The sequence below is a fragment of the Pseudonocardia ailaonensis genome, from assembly GCF_039531635.1.
GTDB lineage: Bacteria > Actinomycetota > Actinomycetes > Mycobacteriales > Pseudonocardiaceae > Pseudonocardia > Pseudonocardia ailaonensis.
In genome coordinates this window covers 209,669-228,355 of the sequence record NZ_BAAAQK010000019.1, presented here as the reverse complement: position 1 = coordinate 228,355, position 18,687 = coordinate 209,669, and the positions used below count along the sequence as shown (strand labels likewise).

The following is an 18,687-nucleotide window of genomic DNA, read 5'->3' as shown; positions in this document are numbered from 1 at the left end:
GCGCGGTCAAGCTGCATCCCCTGGCGGTCGTCCTCGCCATCGCGACCGGCCTGCTCGTCGGCGGCGTCGCCGGGGCCCTGCTCGCGGTCCCGCTGCTCGCCGTGCTCAACTCCGGCATCCGGTCCCTGCGCAGCGAGGCCGACGCCCACACCGAACCCGGCGACGTCCACACCAGCGAGCCCGAGCAGACCGGGCCGCCCGAGCCCGGGATCGACCGCGAGCCCGAGCTGGAGGTGTGAGCCCGAGCCGGGCGGCCCGGCCGGATCTCACCACGCCGCCGGCGGGGATGCGGCCTATCCTTCGGGCACGTCCCGTGACCCCGGTCGGCGCCCGACGCATGTATCCGACCAGGGGAGCCCAGGATGTTCGACCGACGCTCGGTGGCACGGGTACCGCGGGCAGTTGCCGCGACGGCCGCCCTCGCACTCACCGGAGTCGGCCTCGTGGGCGCACCGGTCGTGGTGCTGACGCTGTGGATGGTGGCGCTCCTGCTGGTCGGTCCCGTCGTGGCGGCGCTCGTGCACACTGCCTGTTCGGACGGTCGCCTCGCCCTGCGCCTCGCCACCGTCGCGGCCGGGAGCGTGATCGCGCTCAGTGGCGGCACCGCGGGCGTGATCGTGCTGCTGGGTCCCGCGGCCTTGCCGGTCATCAGCCCGGCGGTGATCGTGGCGGGGCTCTGGGGTTGGCGGCGCCCCGACGTCCTCCGCCGGTGGTACCACCGGCTCCTCACGCCCGAGGTCGAGCCCGACCGTCGTCGCCCCGGCACCGAGCGGCCCGCACCGGTGGGGAGACACCCGGACACGACCCGGATCCCCACTCTCACAGCACTGTCGTCGCTCCCGGCCGGCACCCCGCGGTCACTGATCACCACCGCCGCGCTTTGCATCGCCTGGCAGCGCAGCTACTGGGTGCTCCAGGACCTGTCCGCCGAGCGGCGTTGCGAGATGGCGAGCGTCCGGCAGAGCCTGCTCGACGAGATCGAGCGCCGCGACCCGAGCGGGTTCCGCCGATGGCTCGACGCCGGGCCCCGCGCCAACAGTGATCCCGGACGGCACCTCACCACCGACCAAGGATGACCGCCGACCGTGCGGTCCACGGCACCGTGGGCCCGCCATCCCTGACGATCTCCCACCGCGCGTCCGGCGTCAGCGACGCTCCAGCGCGTCGGGCTTGTGCACCGCCTCGCCGTCGCTCTTCTCGCTGCGCACCAGGTACTGAGGTTCGTCCTTCGACGCTCGCACCGTCCGGCCGCCGGCCTCGGTGTCGGACGTGATCGTCCTCAGCACCTCGCCCTCGGCCCAACCGCCGTGGCTCTTCCAGCGCACCTTGTCACCCTTACGGAACTCGGTCATGCGGGTGGGTACCCGCCGACGACGCGGACGATCCGCCGGACAACGGCGTTCATGCCGGCCGCTGCCGGGGTAACCACCGGACATGACCCCCACGATCACGGTGCGGCGCGGCTCATGAGCGGCGCCATGGTCCCTGCCCTGGTCGGGCTCACCGGCGCGGACGCCGCTGCACTCGGCCTGGAGTCCGGGGTGGTCGTCGTCAGCGACATCGGGAACCCGGCCGATGTCGCCGCTGCCGTCGTCGACCAGGACCCCAAGGCAGGCTTCGACATCGAGCGGGGCGGCCGGGTCCGGGTGACGTTCGGCCGCTCGGGCCCCGAGGACCCCGTCAGCCCGCGGCCACTCACCTCGCCCGACGAGGCTCCCGGCGAGGTCCACCCGCACGACAAGCCCGACGCGCTCCAGCTCGTCGACGACCGACCCGGAGAACCCACATGACCGGCCACCCCGATCCCCACGACACCGAGGGCACCGTCGACCGTCTCGAGGAGAAGGTGCTGGGCCACACCGTCGACCAGACCCGCGACGACGAGCCCGAGCCGACCGAGGACGCCCAGGGCTCGGAACCGACCGACTGATCTCCGGGGTCAGGTCACCGCGGGCTCAGAGCCGCCGGCGGAGACGGGCCAGGCGGCGTGCGGTCGGCCACCGCACCGTGTCCGCCCACCCCACCCGCTCCAGCACCCAGATCACCCGGGCACTGAGGTCGACCTGCCCGCGGCCGATGCCGTGGCGGGCACACGTCGGGTCGGCGTGATGCAGGTTGTGCCAGGACTCGCCCATCGACAGGATCGCCAACGGCCACACGTTCGTCGCCCGGCCCGCCGACTCCCACGGACGGTCACCGAGCATGTGGCAGATCGAGTTGATCGACCATGTCACGTGGTGCAGAACCGCCACCCGCACCAGGCCCGCCCAGAAGAAGGCCGTCAGCGCACCCCACCACGACAGCGTCGCGAGGCCACCGACCAGGGCCGGGGTGAGCAGGCTCAGCACCGTCCACAGGGGGAACAACGCACTGATCCGGACCAGGCGGCGGTCGGCGAGCAGGTCCGGGGCGAACCGCTCGGCGTTGGTGCGGTCCCGGTCGAACAGCCACCCGACGTGGGCGTGGACGGCGCCTCTGGCCAGCGCGACCGGCGTCGTCCCGTAGATCCACGGGGAATGCGGGTCGCCCTCCTTGTCGGTGTACGCGTGATGGCGACGATGGTCGGCCACCCAGCCGATGACATCGCCCTGCATCGCGAGGCTCCCCGCGACCGCCAGCCCGGTGCGCAGGCCCTCGTTGGCCCTGAAGCCGCGATGGGTGAGGTAGCGGTGGAAGCCGACGGTCACCCCGAAGCCCGAGAGCAGGTAGAAGCCCACCGCGAGCCCCACATCCAGCCAGGACAGCCCCCAGCCCCAGGCCAGCGGCACCGCCGCGGCCAGCGCCAGCATCGGGATGAGCGTGAAGACGTACACCAGACCGGCGCGGGTCCGGGAGCTGCGACCCGCGAGCAGGGGCCGGGCAACCCCTCCGGACGGCTCGACAGGGCGGGTCGGGGCAACAGGAACTGCAACAGGGACTGCGGTCACGGGGCTCATCTCGCTCGGCGGTGCGACACGGTGCGTCGCGGCGGATCCGCCGGGGTCACGAGCGGAAGCGACCGGCCCGGCCACCGAGGTGGGGACGAGCCGTTCGTCTGGACCCGGGTTACCCGCAGAACCGGCTGCCCAAGCAGCCCGCGATGTTCGTCGGCACACACCGTCCGTCCGTAGCCGTCGGTCCCTCGCCGAGAGTTGATGCGCCCCGCAGCGCGAACCTGCTCACGTGAGGACGAGGGAGGCGGGCCGATGAGTCGACGACAGGTCGAGGACTACTCCGAGCGCGATCTCCGGGTCGGTGACCCGGACGACCACGCGGCGGGGCCCACCGCCGTCGCCGTGTCGATGAGGCGCGGGCTGGAGCGGATGGGACCGCTGCGCACGGTGCGGACGCTGCTGGAGCTCGACCAGGCCGAGGGCTTCGACTGCACGAGCTGCGCCTGGCCGGACCCCGATCCCGGGCACCGTGCGATCGCGGGGTTCTGCGAGAACGGCGCGAAGGCCGTCGCCGAGGAGGCGACGAAGGACCGCGCGACGCCGGAGTTCTTCGCCGCACACAGTGTCGCGGACCTGACGATGGGCCTGACCCAGCACCGCAACGGCGTCACCACCATCGAGGAGCTCGTGAATCTGGGATGCGCCCAGGGCAACATCGGCAAGCCCGGCGCCGGGCTCTTCCCCGTCCGCGGCACTCCGACGTCCAGCTCAGCGCCTGGCTCCCTCTGGACCGTGGGCTAGCCGAGCTGCGAGCTCCACGACGCAATGGGCGACGTCCGTCGGTGGGCCGTTCGAGGAACCGCCGGCCCTGCCGGGCTCGGCTCCGAGCGCCCGTCCCTGCGTGCTCAGAGCTCGAGGCGGTACCCCATCCCGGGCTCGGTGAGCAGGTGGCGAGGGTGCGCGGGGTCGGCCTCGAGCTTACGGCGGAGCTGGGCGAGGTAGACGCGCAGGTAGTTGGTGCGTTCCTCGTGCCGTGGTCCCCAGACGTGACGCAGCAGCTGTCGCTGCGGCACGATCTTCCCGCGGTGCCGGACGAGCATCTCCAGCATCTCCCACTCCGTGGGCGTCAGGTGCACGATCTCGCCGGACCGCCGGACGCGTTTGGACTCGAGGTCGATCTCGACGTCGCCGAAGGACACGGCGCTGTCCCCGCCGCCGGTCGTGGTGGCGGCACGGCGGACGGCGGCGCGCAGGCGGGCGAGGAGCTCGGCCATCCCGAAGGGCTTGGTGACGTAGTCGTCGGCGCCGGAGTCGAGTGCGGTGACCTTGTCCGCGGAGTCGGTGCGGGCGGAGAGCACGACGATCGGGACGTGGGTCCAGGCGCGCAGCCCGGCGATGACGTCGGTGCCGTCGAGGTCGGGCAGCCCGAGGTCGAGGACGACGACATCGGGATGGATGTCGCCGACCGACGTGAGGGCCGAGCGACCGTCCCGGGCGGTGGCGACCTGGTAGCCGTGCGCGGTGAGGTTGATGCGCAGGGCCCGCAGGATCTGCGGATCGTCGTCGACCACCAGGACCCGGACCGCGTCGACGGCGCCCGGGGCCTGCTGCGGCCGCGGCCGGTCGTCGAGGCCGGTCATCGGCGGGCCGGTTCCAGGGCCGACGCCGGGCTGGCGACGGGCAGGGAGATGACGATCGTCAGGCCGCCGCCGGGGGTGTCCTCGGCGGCGAGGGTGCCGCCCATGACCTCGGTGAGGCCGCGGGCCACCGACATGCCGAGCCCGACGCCGGTGGTGTGCCGGTCACCGAGGCGCTGGAAGGGGGCGAACAGCTTCTCCCGCTGCTTCTTCGGCACCCCGGGTCCGGCGTCGACGACGCGGAGCTCGGCCCGGCCTCCGTGGGCACTGGCGCGCAGGGCCACCGGGGCACCGCGGCCGTGGCGCAGGGCGTTGTCCACCAGGTTGGCCACGACCCGTTCCAGGAGCCCGACGTCCGCGACGACGTCGGGGAGATCGGCGGGGATGTCGAGGGCGATGCGGCCGGCCTCGGGCAGCTCGATCATCGCCCGCGCGGCGACCTCGTCGTAGCCGACCTGCTCGAGCAGCGGATCCACGGCCCCGGCGGCGAGCCGGGAGGAGTCGAGCAGGTTGTCGACGAGCCCCGTCAGGCGGTCCGCGGACTGCTCCACGGTCTCCAGGAGCTCGGCCCGGTCGGAGCCGGAGAGCCGCAGCACCGGATCACGCAGGCTGCCGATGGCGGCCTTGATCGAGGTCAGCGGTGTACGCAGGTCGTGGCCGACCGCGGAGAGCAGGGCGCTGCGGGTCTCGTTCACCTCGGCGCGGCGCTGCGCACGCACCGTCTCCTCCGCGGCCCGCTGGCCGCGCAGGGCCAGCAGCGCCTGGCCGCCCACCGTCTCCAGGAGGCGGCGGTCGTAGGCCGGCAGCGATCGACCGGTGCCGATCAGGTGCAGCCCGTCCTCCACCTCGACGTCGACGTCGGCGTCCTCGGGCCGGCCGCAGTCCGGCGGCCCGGACACGGCGACCCTTCGCCAGTTCCGATGGTCGGCTCCGCGAGCTCCGTCCCCGGTCCCCGACTCCCGTTCCAGGAGCGCCACGCAGCGCAGCCCGAACGCCTCCCGCACCTTCTCCAGCAGCCGCGGCACCGGATCGGCCCGGGTGAGCACGGTCCGCGCGAACGACGCGAGCAGCGCCGCCTCGGTCCGCGCCCGCGCGGCCTGCTCGCCACGGCGGGCCGCCCGGTCCACCACGAGCGCGACGAGCACGGCGACGACCAGCATCGCGACGACGGTGATCGCGTTCTCCGGCTCGGTGATGGTGAACGAGTACAGCGGCGGGGTGAGGAAGAAGTTCAGCAGCAGGCCCCCGAGCAGGGCCGCGAGCAGCGCCGGCCCCAGGCTTCCGACGAGCGCTGCGATGATCGTCGCGAGGAAGAACAGCACGACATCGGTCGAGAGTCCGACCACGCCCTCGAGCGTCGCGCCGAGCACGGTCGCGATCACGGGCCCGGCGACACCGAGAGCCCAGCCCAGGACGCGGCGGTTCAGCGGGAGCGCGTTCGTGAGGCGCGGCACGCGCAGGGCCGATCCCGCGGCGCCGTGGGTGACCATGTGGATGTCGATCGAGCCGGACTCCTGGATCACCCGGGCCCCGATGCCCTCGTCGAACACGCGCGCCAGCCGCGACCGCCGCGACGTGCCCAGTACCAGCTGCGACGCGTTGACCCCGCGCGCGAACTCGAGCAGCGCGTCGGCCACCCCGGTCGCCCCGGAGTCCCCGACGACCGTGTGGAAGCTGGCCCCGACGTCGTCGGCCAAGCGCCGCAACGCAGTCGTGGCACCCACCGGAGCTCCCGCCAGCCCGTCGCCGCGCAGCACGTGCACCGCGAGCAGATCGGCCTGCCCGGCCCGTTTCGCGATCCGGGTGGCGCGGCGCAGCACGGTCTCGGACTCGGGCCCGCCGGTCAGCGCCACGACCACCCGCTCGCGGGTCTCCCAGGTCTCGCGGATCTGCTTGTCGCTGCGGTAGCGCTGCAGGGCGACGTCGACCTCGTCGGCCACCCACAACAGGGCGAGCTCGCGCAGCGCGATGAGGTTGCCGACCTGGAAGTAGTTCGCCAGGGCGGCGTCGACCTTGTCGGCGGCGTAGACGTTGCCGTGGGCGAGCCTGCGCCGCAACGCCTCCGGGGTGATGTCGACGAGCTCGATCTGCTGCGCGCGCCGCACGAACTCGTCCGGCACGGTCTCCCGCTGCCGCACCCCGGTGATCCGCTCGACGACGTCGTTGAGCGACTCCAGGTGCTGGACGTTCACGGTGGAGAGCACGTCGATCCCGGCGGCCAGGATCTCCTCGACGTCCTGCCAGCGCTTCTCGTTCCTGCTCCCGGGGGCGTTGGTGTGGGCGAGCTCGTCGACGAGGACGACCTCCGGGTGCCGGGCGAGGACGGCCGCCACGTCGAGCTCGTCCCCGACCCGGGTGTGCCGCCGCGGGAGGAGCTCCAGGCCGTCGAGCAGCTCGGCGGTCTTCTCCCGGCCGTGGGTCTCCACGACCCCGACCACGATGTCCGTGCCGCGCTCGAGGCGACGCCGGGCCTCCCCCAGCATGGCGAAGGTCTTTCCCACGCCCGGTGCGGCGCCGAGGTGGATCCTCAGCTCCCCGGCCGGAGGGGGCGGCTCGGTCATCGCGTGCTCACCTGCCTATCGTGCGGCCGCGACCGCGGCGTTGAGGCCCGGCACGTTCACCGTCGGCTCTCCGAGGAAGCCGAGTATCCGCCCCTCCGTCGCGTCCGCCACCAGCTGCTGCACCCGGGCCATCGGCAGACCGGTCACGCGGGCGACCCGCGCCGCCTGCAGCGCGGCGTAGGCGGGGCTGATGTCCGGGTCGAGGCCCGACGCGGAGGCGGCCACGGCGTCCGCCGGGACGGCCTCCGGCGCGACCCCCTCGCGCTGCGCGATCAGCGCGCGCCGCTGGGAGATCGTGTCGAGCAGGTCGGTCGAGTCCTGGGCCTTGTTCGACCCGCCGGACGTCGACGTGTCGGCCGGCCCGAGCACGTCCTCGGACGACGCGGCGGGCCGGGTGTGGAAGAAGGGATCCGCGTTCGGGTCGGCAGCGACGGGATCGACGGCGACGACGGGCGTCGAGCCGGTCCCCTCGGCCGTGGCGGAGAGCCCGGGGATCCGGGACACCCCCCACACGGCGAAGGGGTAGACGATGCCGCAGAGCACGGTGAAGACGATCAGCACGATCAGGCCGGTGCCGGCCTGCCTGCGCAGGGTGGAGAGCATCGCTCACATTCCCGGGACGAGTCGGACGAGCAGGTCGATCAGGAAGATGCCCACGAACGGCAGCACGACGCCGCCGAGCCCGTAGACCAGCAGGTTGCGCCGCAGCAGCCGGTCCGCCGTGGTGGGCCGGTAGCGGACACCGCGCAGCGCGAGCGGGATCAACGCGATGATGATCAGCGCGTTGAAGACGACGGCGGACAGGATCGCGGACCGCGGCGAGTGCAGGCCCATGATGTTCAGCGCGCCCAGCGACGGGTACAGCGCGGCGAACATGGCGGGCAGGATCGCGAAGTACTTGGCGAGGTCGTTGGCCACCGAGAACGTGGTCAGCGCGCCCCGGGTGATCAGCAGCTGCTTGCCGATCTCCACGATCTCGATCAGCTTCGTCGGGTCCGAGTCGAGGTCGACCATGTTGCCGGCCTCCTTGGCCGCGGCCGTCCCCGTGTTCATCGCGACGCCCACGTCCGCCTGGGCCAGCGCGGGCGCGTCGTTCGTGCCGTCGCCGGTCATGGCGACGAGCCGCCCACCCTCCTGCTCGGCCTTGATGTAGGCCATCTTGTCCTCGGGCGTGGCCTCGGCGATGTGGTCGTCGACGCCCGCCTGGGCGGCGATCGCACGGGCGGTCCGCGGGTTGTCGCCGGTGACCATGACGGTGCGGATACCCATGGCCCGCAGCTCCGCGAAGCGCTCGGCGATACCGGGTTTCACGACGTCGGACAGGCGGATCACGCCCAGCACCCGGTCGTTCTCGCTCACCACGAGCGGGGTGCCGCCCTCGTCGGAGATCGTGTCGACCAGCCGGGTCACCTCGCGGAGACGGAGCTCGCGGAGTCGACCATCGGCGTCGCTGTCCACACCGGTGGCCGCGAGCACCGAGGCCGCCGCCCCCTTGCGGATCCGGCGTCCCGGGAGGTCGAGGCCCGACATGCGGGTCTGCGCGGTGAACGGCACGAACTCGGCGCGGGCCTCCTCCGGGCTCGCCTCGGGGGCCAGCCCGTAGCGCTCGGCGCACAGCTCGACGACGCTGCGACCCTCCGGGGTCTGGTCCGCGAGGCTGGACAGCCGGGCCGCGACCGCGAGCTCCTGGTCCGTCGCCCCGTTCACGGGCAGCAGCTCGGTCGCGCGCCGGTTGCCGAAGGTGATCGTGCCCGTCTTGTCCAGCAGCAGCGTGTCGATGTCGCCCGCCGCTTCGACGGCCCGTCCGGACTTGGCGAGGACGTTGCGCTGCACGAGGCGGTCCATACCGGCGATGCCGATCGCGGAGAGCAGCGCGCCGATGGTCGTCGGGATGAGGCAGACGAGCAGGGCCACCAGGATGACGACGGACTGGGCCCCACCGGCGTAGGCGCTCATCGGCTGCAGGGCCACGACGGCGAGCAGGAAGATGATCGTCAAGGCGGACAACAGGATCGTCAGGGCGATCTCGTTGGGCGTCTTCTGCCGCGAGGCGCCCTCGACGAGGGCGATCATGCGGTCCACGAAGGACTCACCCGGCTTCGTCCTGATCTCCACGACGATCCGGTCCGACAGCACGGTCGTGCCCCCGGTGACGGATGACCGGTCCCCGCCCGCCTCTCGCACCACCGGGGCGGACTCGCCGGTGATGGCGGACTCGTCGACGGTCGCGATGCCCTCGACGATGTCCCCGTCCCCGGGGATCGTCTCGCCGGCGACGACGACCACGCGGTCGCCGACCGTCAGCTCGGTCGCACCCTTGGTGCTGCCGTCGAGCATGGTGGCGACGGTGTCGCGCTTGGTCTTGCGCAGCGACTCGGCCTGCGCCTTGCCGCGGCCCTCCGCGACCGCCTCGGCGAGGTTCGCGAACAGCACGGTGAACCAGAGCCAGACGGCGATCAGCCAGCCGAACAGCGTCGGCTGCCAGATCGCGTCCAGCGTCACCAGCACGGACCCGATCCACACCACGAACATGACGGGGTTGCGGAGCTGGGTGCGGGGGTCGAGCTTGCGCAGCGCGTCGGGCAGCGACGCCCAGAGCTGGGCGGGCCGGAACGCGCCGGCCTTGACCGGCGTACCCGTCGACTCGACGGGCCTTTCGAGGGTGGCGGTCATGCGAGTGCCTCCGCAAGGGGACCCAGCGCGAGCGCCGGGAAGAAGGTGAGAGCGGCGACGAGGACGATCGTGCCGCCGACGAGGACGCCGAACAGCGGCTTGTCCGTGGCGAGCGTGCCCGCGCCGGCCTCCACGCGTTTCTGCTGCGCCAGCGAGCCCGCGAGGGCCAGGACGGCGAGGATCGGCACGAACCGGCCGAGCAGCATCGCCACACCCAGCGTCGACTGGAAGAAGTCGCTGGTCACGGTGATTCCGCCGAACGCGGAACCGTTGTTGTTGGCCGCGCTCGCGTAGGCGTAGAGGACCTCGGAGAAGCCGTGGGCGCCGTCGTTGCCCAGGGCGTCGAGCGTCCCGGGGAGGGCGATGGCGAGTCCGGCGCCGACCAGCACGACGGTGGGCATGACCAGGATCGACACCGCCGCCGCGGTCACCTCGCGGCGCCCGAGCTTCTTGCCCAGGTACTCCGGGGTGCGCCCGACCATCAGGCCGGCCAGGAAGACCGCGATCACCGCGAGGACCAGGATGCCGTAGAGACCGGAGCCCACCCCGCCCGGTGAGACCTCACCGAACAGCATGTGGAGCAGCGTCACCCCACCCGCGCCTCCGGAGTAGCTGTCGTGCCACGAGTTGATCGCCCCCGTCGACGTCCCGGTCGTCGAGACACCGAACAGGATCGACGACGGGATGCCGAAGCGGGTCTCCTTGCCCTCCATCGCGCCACCGGCAATGCCGGCCGCCCCGGTGGGGTGGGTCTCGGCGAGCCAGGCCAGCACCAGCATGATCGCCCACAGCCCGCCCATCACCGAGAGCAGCACGGATCCTTGCCGGCGGTTGCCGACCATCGTGCCGAACGTCCGGGTCAGGCACACCGGGATGACCAGCAGCAGGAAGATCTGGAAGAGGTTGGACAGCGCGTTCGGGTTCTCGAAGGGGTGCGCCGAGTTGGCGTTGAAGACTCCCCCGCCGTTGGTGCCCAGCTCCTTGATCGCCTCCTGCGAGGCGGTCGGCGCGAGCGGGAAGGTGCTTCCCCCGACGTCCACACCCGAGCGGAGCGACATCGTCACACCCATGATCAGCAGCAGCACAGCGGCGACGAAGGAGAAGGGCAGCAGGATGCGCACGGTGGCGCGGGTCAGGTCGACCCAGAAGTTGCCGATCCGGTCGGTGCCGCTCCGCACGAAACCGCGGATCAGCGCCACCGCAACGGCGATGCCGACCGCGGCGGAGAGCACGTTCTGCACCGTCAGCCCGGCCATCTGGACGGTGTTGCCGAGCGTCTGCTCCGGGACGTAGGACTGCCAGTTCGTGTTGGTGACGAACGAGATCGCCGTGTTGAACGCCGTCGCGGGACTCACCGCACCGCGGCCGAACGACGCCGGCAGCACGGCCTGCAACCGCTGCAGCAGGTAGAGCAGCACCACCGAGACCAACGAGAAGGCCAGCACGCCGGCCGCGTACACCGGCCACCGCTGACCCGAGGACGGATCGACGCGCACCAGGCGGTAGAGCAGGGTCTCGGCGCGCCAGTGCCGCTCGGTGGTGAAGACCTTCGCCATGTAGTCCCCGAGCGGGGCATAGCAGGCGGCGAGCAGCACCAGCAGGAGCACGACCTGCAGCAGGCCGGCAAGGGTGTCGTTCATGTCGATGGTCCCTCCGCGGGAACGAGCACGTCGGAACGCACCTCAGAACCTCTCCGGCCGCAGCAGCGCGATCGTCAGGTAGACCAGCAGCGCCAGGGCGACGATCCCGCCCACCACGTTGGTCACCAGGTCGGCGGTACTCACAGGCGCTCCAGGCCACGCAGGCACAGCGCGAGGACGGCGAACCCGCCCACCAGCAGCAGTGCGTAGAGCACATCGGCCACCGGACAACTCCCTCGAGACGTCTCCACCGGACCATCCGGTGGAGCCGACGAGAGTGTGTGTCGCGCGCGAGGGGAAAAGGGCGATCCTCACGAGACCTTGACGCTCTCACCAGCAATACTGACGCGATCTTGACGGTCGGGAGACCCCGGTCACCGCGGCGGCACGGCGCCCGTGACACCGACCTGGTTCGCCAGGGTCACGGCGACCCGCCGCTGCTCGAGGGTCGGCCGACGGACCCGGGTCGACGCCGTCAGCAGGAACGCGCCCGCACCGTCGCGGACGGGCAGCTCGACGACGTCCATCGTCGGGAGGCCGTCGCGGTCCACGTCCACCTCCCGGCCCCGCCAGACCACGCCGCCGTCCCCGCGCAGCTGCGGACGGTCCTGCCGTGGCCGCTCGGCGCTGAAGCGGCAGTCGTCGAGGTCGAGGACCTCGCCGATCATGCGCCGCACCATGTCGATCACGTCGTCGTCGCGGGCGCCCTCACCTGCGAGCCGGGCGGCCGACGCCACCCCGTCGAGGTAGCCCTCGCGCTGACCCGCGCGGTCGAGCTCCCGGCGCGCCCACTGCGCGACCTCGGTGACCGCCACCCCGACGGCGAACAGCAGCACCGCGGCCTCGATGTCCGAGGCCGCACGGATCGCGAACGTGTAGTAGGGCGCCGCCAGGAAGAAGTCGAACGCCGCAGCGGCGACCACCGCCGCCACCAGCCCGGCCGGCCGGTCCCCGCGCACCGCGACGGCGACCACCACCAGGACCAGGACCAGCGCCGTGCTCGTGCTCGCCAGCACGTCGCGCAGCAGGATCAGCGCCGCGGCGACCGCCAGCGGCAGGAGGACGGCCCAGCCGAGCGCCAGGGGCCTGAGAGGTCGGTTCACGTCCCGAGACAAGCACCACACCCCCTGTCCGGCAACGGATCTTGACGCCGTCTTGACGCCCTCCACCCGACCGGACGAGGGCGGGCGATCTCGTCGCAGGAGTCCGAACGCGGCACTGACGACCGGCGCGGCGCCCGTCACATCCGGTGCGCCACCCTCCGTCGGTATTCAGTGTTGCCAAGTACCGGTACTCGGCGTTACTGTCTACCGGTACTCAGCATCGCCGAGTAGATCGGAGAAGGCGATGGCGAACCAGATGACGGAGATGCTCAAGGGCACCCTCGAGGGGATCGTGCTCGCGGCCCTGTCCGTCCGGCCGGCCTACGGCTACGAGATCACCGCGCAGCTGCGCGAGCAGGGCTTCACCGACCTCGTCGAGGGGACCGTGTACGCGCTGCTGCTCCGGGTCGAGCAGCGGGGTCTCGTCGACGTCGAGAAGGTCCCGTCCGAGAAGGGGCCGCCCCGCAAGGTGTACTCGCTCAACCCCGCAGGACGCGCCCAGCTCGAGGAGTTCTGGAAGACCTGGACCTTCCTCGCCGAGCGCATCGAACAGCTCCGCACCACCCCCACCGAGAGGACGACCTGATGGCCGCCAAGTGGATCGAGATCCTCACCGGCTCGCTCGAGCAGAAGAAGCAGTACCGCCAGGACAAGGCCCGCCTCGACGCCCTGCCCGGCCCCTACGGCACGGCCGCGAACGCGATGCACCGCTACCTCACGTACTACAGCGGCATCGTCGACGGCGACACGCTCACCACGATGGTCACCGATCTCGCCGACCTGTGGGAGCGCGCCGCCGCCGACGGCACGCCGGTGCGCGAGATCGTGGGCGCGGACCCGGTCGAGTTCGCCGAGACCTTCGCCGCCGCCTACGACAGCAGGAAGTGGATCGACAAGGAGCGCGCCCGGCTGACCGAGGCCGTCGAGAGCGCCGAGCGCGAGGAGCAGCGATGACGACCACCGAACCCGCGATCCGCGTCCGCGGCATTCGCAAGTCCTACAAGGACCTGGAGGTCCTGCGGGGCGTCGACCTCGACGTCGCCCGCGGGAGCATCGTCGCCCTCCTCGGCTCGAACGGCGCCGGCAAGACGACCCTCGTCCGGATCCTGTCGACGCTGCTCCAGGCCGACTCGGGCACCGCGACCGTCCACGGCTTCGACGTGGCCCGCGAGCCCGGCGACGTGCGCCGGTCGATCAGCCTGACCGGCCAGTTCGCCGCGGTCGACGAGGTGCTCACCGGCCGCGAGAACCTGGTCCTGGTGGCCCGGCTGCGGCACCTGGAGAAGCCGGGTGAGATCGCGGACGACCTGCTCCACCGCTTCTCCCTCACCGACGCCGGCGGCCGCCGGGCGGGAACGTACTCGGGCGGCATGCGCCGCCGCCTCGACATCGCCATGAGCCTGATCGGCGATCCGCCGATCGTCTACCTGGACGAGCCGACCACCGGTCTCGACCCGGAGGCCCGGATCGAGGTGTGGCAGACCGTCACGCAGCTCGCCACGGGCGGCACCACCGTGCTGCTCACGACCCAGTACCTCGACGAGGCCGAGCAGCTCGCCGACCGGATCGCGATCCTGCACCAGGGCACGATCATCCAGAACGGCACCCTCGCCGAGCTCAAGGCGCTGCTGCCACCGGCCGAGGTCGAGTACGTCCGGAAACAGCCCACGCTCGAGCAGGTGTTCCTCGCCCTCGTCGGCGCCACCGGAAGGGAATCCCGATGACCGGCCCCACCTCCTACGTCCTGGCCGACACCGGTGCGCTCACCGGCCGGTCCCTGCGCCACATCCTCCGCAGCCCCGACACCATCATCACCACCGCGGTCACCCCGATCGCGCTGATGCTGCTGTTCGTCTACGTCCTCGGCGGCGCGATCACCACCGGGACCGGGGACTCCTACGTCAACTACCTGCTGCCCGGCATCCTGCTGATCACGATCGCGTCGGGCATCGCGTACACCGCCTACCGGCTCTTCCTCGACATGCAGGGCGGGATCGTCGAACGGTTCCAGTCCATGCCGATCGCCCGGTCCAGCGTGCTGTGGGCGCACGTGCTCACCTCGCTGGTCGCGAACCTCGTCTCCGTCGCCGTCGTCGTGGGCGTCGCGGTGGCGATGGGGTTCCGCACCGGAGCATCCCTCGGCGCCTGGCTCGCGGTCGCCGGGATCCTGGTCCTGTTCACGCTCGCGTTGACCTGGCTCGCCGTGATCGCCGGTCTCTCGGCCACGACGGTCGACGGCGCCAGCGCGTTCAGCTACCCGCTCATCTTCCTGCCCTTCATCAGCTCCGCCTTCGTCCCCACCACCTCGATGCCCGGCCCGGTCGCCTGGTTCGCCGAGCACCAGCCCGTCACCTCGGTGGTGAACACGATCCGGGCGCTGTTCGCCGAGCAGCCCGTCGGCGGGGAGATCTGGGTCGCGCTCGCCTGGCTCGCCGGCATCCTGGTCGTCGCGTACGTCCTCGCCGTCGCCGCCTACCGTCGCAAGATCAGCTGAGCCGGCCCCGGCGTGCCACGAGGTACCCCGGCAGCACCTCGCCCTCCACTATTCAAGTAGACACTTTAGCAAGTAACTGCTTGAATGGTGCCGTGACGACGACCGCCGGGGACGAACGGCTCGACGCGATGTTCGCCGCCCTGGCCGACCGGACCCGACGCGACATCGTGGCGCGGCTGGCCGGCGGGGAGGCCACGGTCACGGAGCTGGCCGCGCCCTACGGCATGAGCGTGCAGGCCGTCTCCCAGCACCTGCGCGTGTTGGAGCGGTGCGGCCTGATCTCCCGAGGCCGGCACCGCCAGACCCGGCCCTGCCGACTCGAGCCGCAGGCCCTCGAGAGCGCACTGTCCTGGATCCAGGAGAGCAGGAGGGTCTGGGCCGAGCGCATGGACGGCCTCGAGGCTCACCTCGACCGGTTGCGCGAGGACCCGCAGCGATGACGGACGACCAGCTGATCCATCGCCGCATCCTGCGTGCACCGCGAGAACTGGTGTGGCGGTGCATGACCGAGCCCGACCACCTCGCGATGTTCTGGGGTCCGCGCGGTACGTCCACCCCTGTCGACGGCATCGTCGTCGAGCTCCGGGTCGGGGGCCGGTTCGAGACCCTGATGATCGGCGAGGGCGCCGGGCACCGGATGTCCGCCGTTTTCACCGAGATCATCCCGCCCGAGCAGCTGGCCTGGCGGGAACCGGCCACCGGCATGCACACCACGACCACCTTCACCGACCTCGGCGACGACCGCACCGAGATCGTCATCCACCAGCGCCACGTACCCCTGGCCGCGCGCTCCCCCGAGGCACGAGCCGGGTTCCTCACCTCCCTGGACGAGTTCGAGACCTATCTCGCACGCCTGGACCCACCTCACGGAGGCCACCGATGACCGATCTGCAGACCTGCGTCGCGCCCACCTTCCTCGGCCTCGCCGACCTCCTCGCCTCCGCGCCGCCCGCGACCTGGGACACGCCGTCGCTGTGCGCGGGATGGGGGGTCCGCCACGTCGTCGCCCACATGACGATGGCCGGGCGGCTCACCCCGGAACAGTTCGGAGCCGAGATGGCGGCAGCGGGTGGCGACTTCGACGTCCTGTCCGACACCGTCGCAGCCCGGGACGCCCGGCTCCCCCTCGACGACCTGCTCGCCGGGTTGCGTTCACCGTCGCTGCACGCATGGCAGCCACCCGGCGGCGGAGCGGCCGGCGCCCTCGGCCACGCCGTCATTCACTCCCTCGACGCGACCATTCCCCTCGACGCGGCACCCACCGCACCTCCGGACGCCCTCCACGCCATCCTCGATCACCTCACGGCCGCACACGGAACGATCTTCGGCCTCGACCTCACCGGACTCGGGCTCCGAACCCCGGACGGCCGATGGACCTGGGGCGACGGCGACCGGATCGTCGAGGCGGACGCCCACCACATGGTCGCCCTGCTCGCCGGCCGGACCCTCCCCGACGGACGCGTCCTCGGCCCGGCCCGGGAGGCCGGTCGGGTTCGCTGATGTCGAGGACCGCGCAACCAGGAGGATCCTGGCCGAACGGGGGTGGGTCGTCACACCGTGCCCCGCGGCAGTCGTGCCCTCCTCGCGCGGGGTCACGAAGCGTCGGACCACGGACAACGCCGTCACCGACTCCGTCTCGGTGGGGTGGTGGTCAGTCGCCGATGCGTTCGGCCAGGATCGCCACACCGGGCCCGGTGAGTTCGGGTGTGATGCCGGGGCGGCCGGCGATTGCCGTCTGCAACGGGCTCAGCTCGTCGTAGCTGACCATGTGCGCCACCACCTCGCGGACCCGCCACTCGTCGCACAGGGTCGGCGCATCCCACTGCTCGGGTTCGAGCGTGGCCAACAGCTCCGCCAGGTCACCGCGCTCCGCCACCGCCATCGCCATGTGGTCCGGAGCGCTCACCGGTCGGCCACGGCCTTCGCGTAGCCGTCGAGCAGCAGCGCCCACCCGCCGCCGCCGTCGATCGCGGCGTTGATGGCTTCGCCGCCGGCGAGCCGCTCGAACAGCCGGTGCTCGACCTGGACCACGCTCCCGGCCCCGTCCTCCCGGAACACGGCCTCGATCTCGCTGGCGTTCTCGGGATCCGGGTCGAACTGCCAGGACCCGTTGATCTGCCAGGTGAACAGGAGCCGGCGCGGGGGCTCCCAGGCCAGGACCCGACCCCAGTCGCACTCGGTGCCGTCCACACCGCGCTCGTACCAGCGGCCCCCGACCCGGGGTTCGAGGACGACTTCGGCGACCTCGGCGGCTCCGATGTGGAACTGGTGGGGCCACCACGAGTTGATCGAGCCGGTGAACACCTCGAAGGCCCGTTCGACGGGCACGGCGAGGGACACGGTCCCGGTGATGGGTGGGATCGGCGCGACGTCGGTCATGACGAGTCCTCCTGCGGTTCGTCCGGGACGCTCGAGGGCGCCTCGGCCAGCTTGTGAAAACCGGTCAGGGCATCACTCCACACCCCGTCCAGCCAGGCCCGCAGCGCCGTGACGCCCGCGGGATCGAGACGATGGATCCGCCGAGTCCCCTCGGCCTCGCTCACGACCAGGCCGCCTTCACGCAGCACCCGAAGGTGCTGCGACACCGCGGGCCGGCTGATCGGCAACGCGTCCGCCAGCTCCTGCACCGAGCAGGGCCGCCGCGCGAGCAGCTCGAAGATCGCGCGCCGGCTCGGGTCTCCCAGGAGCCCGAGCCCGGAGTCTCCGTAAGCAGCCACGAACGGTAAGGCTAGACGCACGGAAGGCGCCACGCCAGCCCGTCGCGACGGCGGCGGATCCGGGGTCAGGTCATCCTGAGAACCGCGGGCAGCCGGGGACGGCACAGAATCTGCGCATGCCCTTGACCGAACAGCTCGTTCGATCCTCCTTGGCGGAGCTCCGGCGGTTCCTCGAGCATGCGGAGGAGGCGGGAGTGCCGGACTCGGCCGTCGTCTACGTCCGGACGAAGGACTTCGGCTCGCGGCAACGACTCGGCAAGCCCATCAACCACATCTCGGTCGACACGGGTGGACGTACCGGCACCGGCTGACCGGTCGCTGCTCGGTCGACTCCTCGTCGGGGCCGCCGGGCAGGTCGGGGGGTGAGCCTGCCCGGCGGCGGCTCTCGTGCGGGCGGTCCGGCTCAGTCGCCGGGGCTGCCCTGCGGGCGCGGCTGGGGGGCGTAGTGGACCTCGCCCCAGGCCGCGCGGGCGCCGCTGTCGCCGATGCGCACGACCTGCACGGCGGAGACCGCGGCGAACAGCACCGTCAGCACCGCCAGGACCACCACCGCGACGCGGGCCCGGGGACCGGTCACCCGGGGCGCGGACATGGTGCCCGGCCCGGCGGCCCGCGCGGCCGCGGCCGCGTCGGCCTCCGCGCGGCGCCGCAGGTGATCGACGAGGACCAGTGCCAGGACCACGACGAGAAGAGGTGCGACGAACACCAGCAGCTGGTCGCCCAGCTCGGCGTGGGTCTCGATGGCCGCCGTGTGGGGCAGGTTGTGCTCGAGACCCTCACCGGTGCTCGTGGCCAGCGGGACCGAGATCGCCGCCAGGGCCGTCACGACGACCACCGACCATCCCCATCGGCGCCGGGCGGCGGGCCACACCGCGACGAGGACCGCCCCGACCACCGCGGCCGGCACCAGCACGACCACCGCGTGGACGACGAGCGGATGCAGCGGGAGTCCGGACAGGAACGTGGGCACCGGGGGCCTTCCGAGAGGG

At 72.1% G+C, this 18,687-nt stretch carries 25 protein-coding genes and 1 pseudogene; 13 read left to right on the top strand and 13 right to left on the bottom strand.

Annotated features, from left to right (window positions below):
* Positions 1 to 239 (top strand): annotated as a pseudogene (locus tag ABD324_RS26185) (AI-2E family transporter); the annotation flags it as partial.
* A gap of 204 nt (positions 240 to 443) precedes the next feature.
* Positions 444 to 1,076: a hypothetical protein gene (locus ABD324_RS26180; RefSeq protein WP_344422521.1), complete on the top strand. Its 633-nt coding sequence runs from the start codon at positions 444 to 446 to the stop codon at positions 1,074 to 1,076.
* A 69-nt stretch (positions 1,077 to 1,145) separates the two neighbouring features.
* Here the strand turns inward: ABD324_RS26180 and ABD324_RS26175 are convergent, their stop codons facing one another.
* Positions 1,146 to 1,352 (bottom strand): hypervirulence associated TUDOR domain-containing protein, encoded by a 207-nt coding sequence (locus tag ABD324_RS26175; protein WP_344422519.1) that lies wholly within the window; start codon positions 1,350 to 1,352, stop codon positions 1,146 to 1,148.
* 114 nt (positions 1,353 to 1,466) lie between these two features.
* Here ABD324_RS26175 and ABD324_RS26170 point away from each other — a divergent pair, with 114 nt between their 5' ends.
* Both ABD324_RS26170 and ABD324_RS26165 read left to right on the top strand, forming a co-directional pair.
* Complete coding sequence (locus ABD324_RS26170) at positions 1,467 to 1,790, top strand: PASTA domain-containing protein (protein ID WP_344422517.1); 324 nt, start codon at positions 1,467 to 1,469, stop codon at positions 1,788 to 1,790.
* Entirely contained in the window at positions 1,787 to 1,930 is a 144-nt protein-coding gene (locus ABD324_RS26165; protein ID WP_344422514.1) for a hypothetical protein, read from the top strand. Before ABD324_RS26170 ends, ABD324_RS26165 begins: the two co-directional genes overlap by 4 nt.
* A 25-nt stretch (positions 1,931 to 1,955) precedes the next feature.
* Here ABD324_RS26165 and ABD324_RS26160 read toward each other — a convergent pair whose 3' ends face one another.
* Positions 1,956 to 2,852 carry an acyl-CoA desaturase gene (locus tag ABD324_RS26160; protein WP_344422541.1) on the bottom strand — a complete coding sequence of 299 codons (897 nt, stop codon included), beginning with the start codon at positions 2,850 to 2,852 and terminating at the stop codon, positions 1,956 to 1,958.
* A 333-nt stretch (positions 2,853 to 3,185) separates the two neighbouring features.
* Here ABD324_RS26160 and ABD324_RS26155 point away from each other — a divergent pair, with 333 nt between their 5' ends.
* A complete protein-coding gene (locus ABD324_RS26155) occupies positions 3,186 to 3,674 on the top strand; it encodes a hypothetical protein (RefSeq protein ID WP_425565902.1) in 489 nt (162 codons plus the stop codon).
* Between the two features lie 104 nt (positions 3,675 to 3,778).
* On the opposite strand, the gene ABD324_RS26150 is transcribed toward ABD324_RS26155, so the two are convergent.
* The 7 genes from ABD324_RS26150 to ABD324_RS26120 form a co-directional block, all read right to left on the bottom strand.
* Positions 3,779 to 4,513, bottom strand: a complete 735-nt coding sequence (locus tag ABD324_RS26150; protein WP_344422511.1) for a response regulator — start codon at positions 4,511 to 4,513, stop codon at positions 3,779 to 3,781.
* Entirely contained in the window at positions 4,510 to 7,071 is a 2,562-nt protein-coding gene (locus ABD324_RS26145; RefSeq protein WP_344422508.1) for a DUF4118 domain-containing protein, read from the bottom strand. The genes ABD324_RS26150 and ABD324_RS26145 overlap by 4 nt, the downstream gene beginning before the upstream one ends.
* A 15-nt stretch (positions 7,072 to 7,086) precedes the next feature.
* Positions 7,087 to 7,674 carry a potassium-transporting ATPase subunit C gene (locus ABD324_RS26140; protein ID WP_344422505.1) on the bottom strand — a complete coding sequence of 196 codons (588 nt, stop codon included), beginning with the start codon at positions 7,672 to 7,674 and terminating at the stop codon, positions 7,087 to 7,089.
* Between the two features lie 3 nt (positions 7,675 to 7,677).
* Positions 7,678 to 9,744 (bottom strand): potassium-transporting ATPase subunit KdpB, encoded by a 2,067-nt coding sequence (gene kdpB, locus ABD324_RS26135; protein WP_344422502.1) that lies wholly within the window; start codon positions 9,742 to 9,744, stop codon positions 7,678 to 7,680.
* On the bottom strand, positions 9,741 to 11,384 hold the full coding sequence (gene kdpA / locus ABD324_RS26130; protein ID WP_344422499.1) for a potassium-transporting ATPase subunit KdpA: 1,644 nt from the start codon (positions 11,382 to 11,384) through the stop codon (positions 9,741 to 9,743). Before kdpA ends, kdpB begins: the two co-directional genes overlap by 4 nt.
* A 42-nt stretch (positions 11,385 to 11,426) precedes the next feature.
* Positions 11,427 to 11,528 carry a K(+)-transporting ATPase subunit F gene (kdpF, locus tag ABD324_RS26125; RefSeq protein ID WP_344422496.1) on the bottom strand — a complete coding sequence of 34 codons (102 nt, stop codon included), beginning with the start codon at positions 11,526 to 11,528 and terminating at the stop codon, positions 11,427 to 11,429.
* 230 nt (positions 11,529 to 11,758) lie between these two features.
* Positions 11,759 to 12,487, bottom strand: coding sequence for a DUF4118 domain-containing protein (locus ABD324_RS26120; RefSeq protein WP_344422493.1), 729 nt, complete (start codon positions 12,485 to 12,487; stop codon positions 11,759 to 11,761).
* A gap of 244 nt (positions 12,488 to 12,731) precedes the next feature.
* On the opposite strand from ABD324_RS26120, the gene ABD324_RS26115 reads away from it, so the two are divergent.
* From ABD324_RS26115 to ABD324_RS26085, 7 genes are all read left to right on the top strand, one after another.
* On the top strand, positions 12,732 to 13,073 hold the full coding sequence (locus ABD324_RS26115) for a PadR family transcriptional regulator (RefSeq protein WP_344422490.1): 342 nt from the start codon (positions 12,732 to 12,734) through the stop codon (positions 13,071 to 13,073).
* Positions 13,073 to 13,441 (top strand): DUF1048 domain-containing protein, encoded by a 369-nt coding sequence (locus ABD324_RS26110; protein WP_344422487.1) that lies wholly within the window; start codon positions 13,073 to 13,075, stop codon positions 13,439 to 13,441. The genes ABD324_RS26115 and ABD324_RS26110 overlap by 1 nt, the downstream gene beginning before the upstream one ends.
* Positions 13,438 to 14,211, top strand: a complete 774-nt coding sequence (locus ABD324_RS26105; protein WP_344422484.1) for an ABC transporter ATP-binding protein — start codon at positions 13,438 to 13,440, stop codon at positions 14,209 to 14,211. Before ABD324_RS26110 ends, ABD324_RS26105 begins: the two co-directional genes overlap by 4 nt.
* Entirely contained in the window at positions 14,208 to 14,981 is a 774-nt protein-coding gene (locus ABD324_RS26100) for an ABC transporter permease (protein ID WP_344422481.1), read from the top strand. The genes ABD324_RS26105 and ABD324_RS26100 overlap by 4 nt, the downstream gene beginning before the upstream one ends.
* 128 nt (positions 14,982 to 15,109) lie before the next feature.
* Positions 15,110 to 15,421 (top strand): ArsR/SmtB family transcription factor, encoded by a 312-nt coding sequence (locus tag ABD324_RS26095; RefSeq protein WP_344422538.1) that lies wholly within the window; start codon positions 15,110 to 15,112, stop codon positions 15,419 to 15,421.
* A complete protein-coding gene (locus ABD324_RS26090) occupies positions 15,418 to 15,864 on the top strand; it encodes an SRPBCC family protein (RefSeq protein ID WP_344422478.1) in 447 nt (148 codons plus the stop codon). Before ABD324_RS26095 ends, ABD324_RS26090 begins: the two co-directional genes overlap by 4 nt.
* Complete coding sequence (locus ABD324_RS26085) at positions 15,861 to 16,481, top strand: maleylpyruvate isomerase family mycothiol-dependent enzyme (RefSeq protein ID WP_344422475.1); 621 nt, start codon at positions 15,861 to 15,863, stop codon at positions 16,479 to 16,481. The genes ABD324_RS26090 and ABD324_RS26085 overlap by 4 nt, the downstream gene beginning before the upstream one ends.
* A gap of 151 nt (positions 16,482 to 16,632) precedes the next feature.
* Here the strand turns inward: ABD324_RS26085 and ABD324_RS26080 are convergent, their stop codons facing one another.
* Genes ABD324_RS26080 through ABD324_RS26070 form a run of 3 tightly spaced genes read right to left on the bottom strand, consistent with a single transcriptional unit; the run spans position 16,633 to position 17,698 of the window.
* A complete protein-coding gene (locus ABD324_RS26080; RefSeq protein ID WP_344422472.1) occupies positions 16,633 to 16,887 on the bottom strand; it encodes a maleylpyruvate isomerase family mycothiol-dependent enzyme in 255 nt (84 codons plus the stop codon).
* Positions 16,884 to 17,360: an SRPBCC family protein gene (locus tag ABD324_RS26075; RefSeq protein ID WP_344422470.1), complete on the bottom strand. Its 477-nt coding sequence runs from the start codon at positions 17,358 to 17,360 to the stop codon at positions 16,884 to 16,886. Before ABD324_RS26075 ends, ABD324_RS26080 begins: the two co-directional genes overlap by 4 nt.
* Positions 17,357 to 17,698: an ArsR/SmtB family transcription factor gene (locus ABD324_RS26070; protein ID WP_344422468.1), complete on the bottom strand. Its 342-nt coding sequence runs from the start codon at positions 17,696 to 17,698 to the stop codon at positions 17,357 to 17,359. Before ABD324_RS26070 ends, ABD324_RS26075 begins: the two co-directional genes overlap by 4 nt.
* A gap of 116 nt (positions 17,699 to 17,814) precedes the next feature.
* Between ABD324_RS26070 and ABD324_RS26065 the strand changes: the two genes are divergently transcribed.
* Entirely contained in the window at positions 17,815 to 18,009 is a 195-nt protein-coding gene (locus ABD324_RS26065) for a hypothetical protein (protein ID WP_344422466.1), read from the top strand.
* 92 nt (positions 18,010 to 18,101) lie between these two features.
* Here the strand turns inward: ABD324_RS26065 and ABD324_RS26060 are convergent, their stop codons facing one another.
* Positions 18,102 to 18,668: a DUF2231 domain-containing protein gene (locus ABD324_RS26060; protein ID WP_344422463.1), complete on the bottom strand. Its 567-nt coding sequence runs from the start codon at positions 18,666 to 18,668 to the stop codon at positions 18,102 to 18,104.
* Positions 18,669 to 18,687 lie beyond the last annotated feature (19 nt).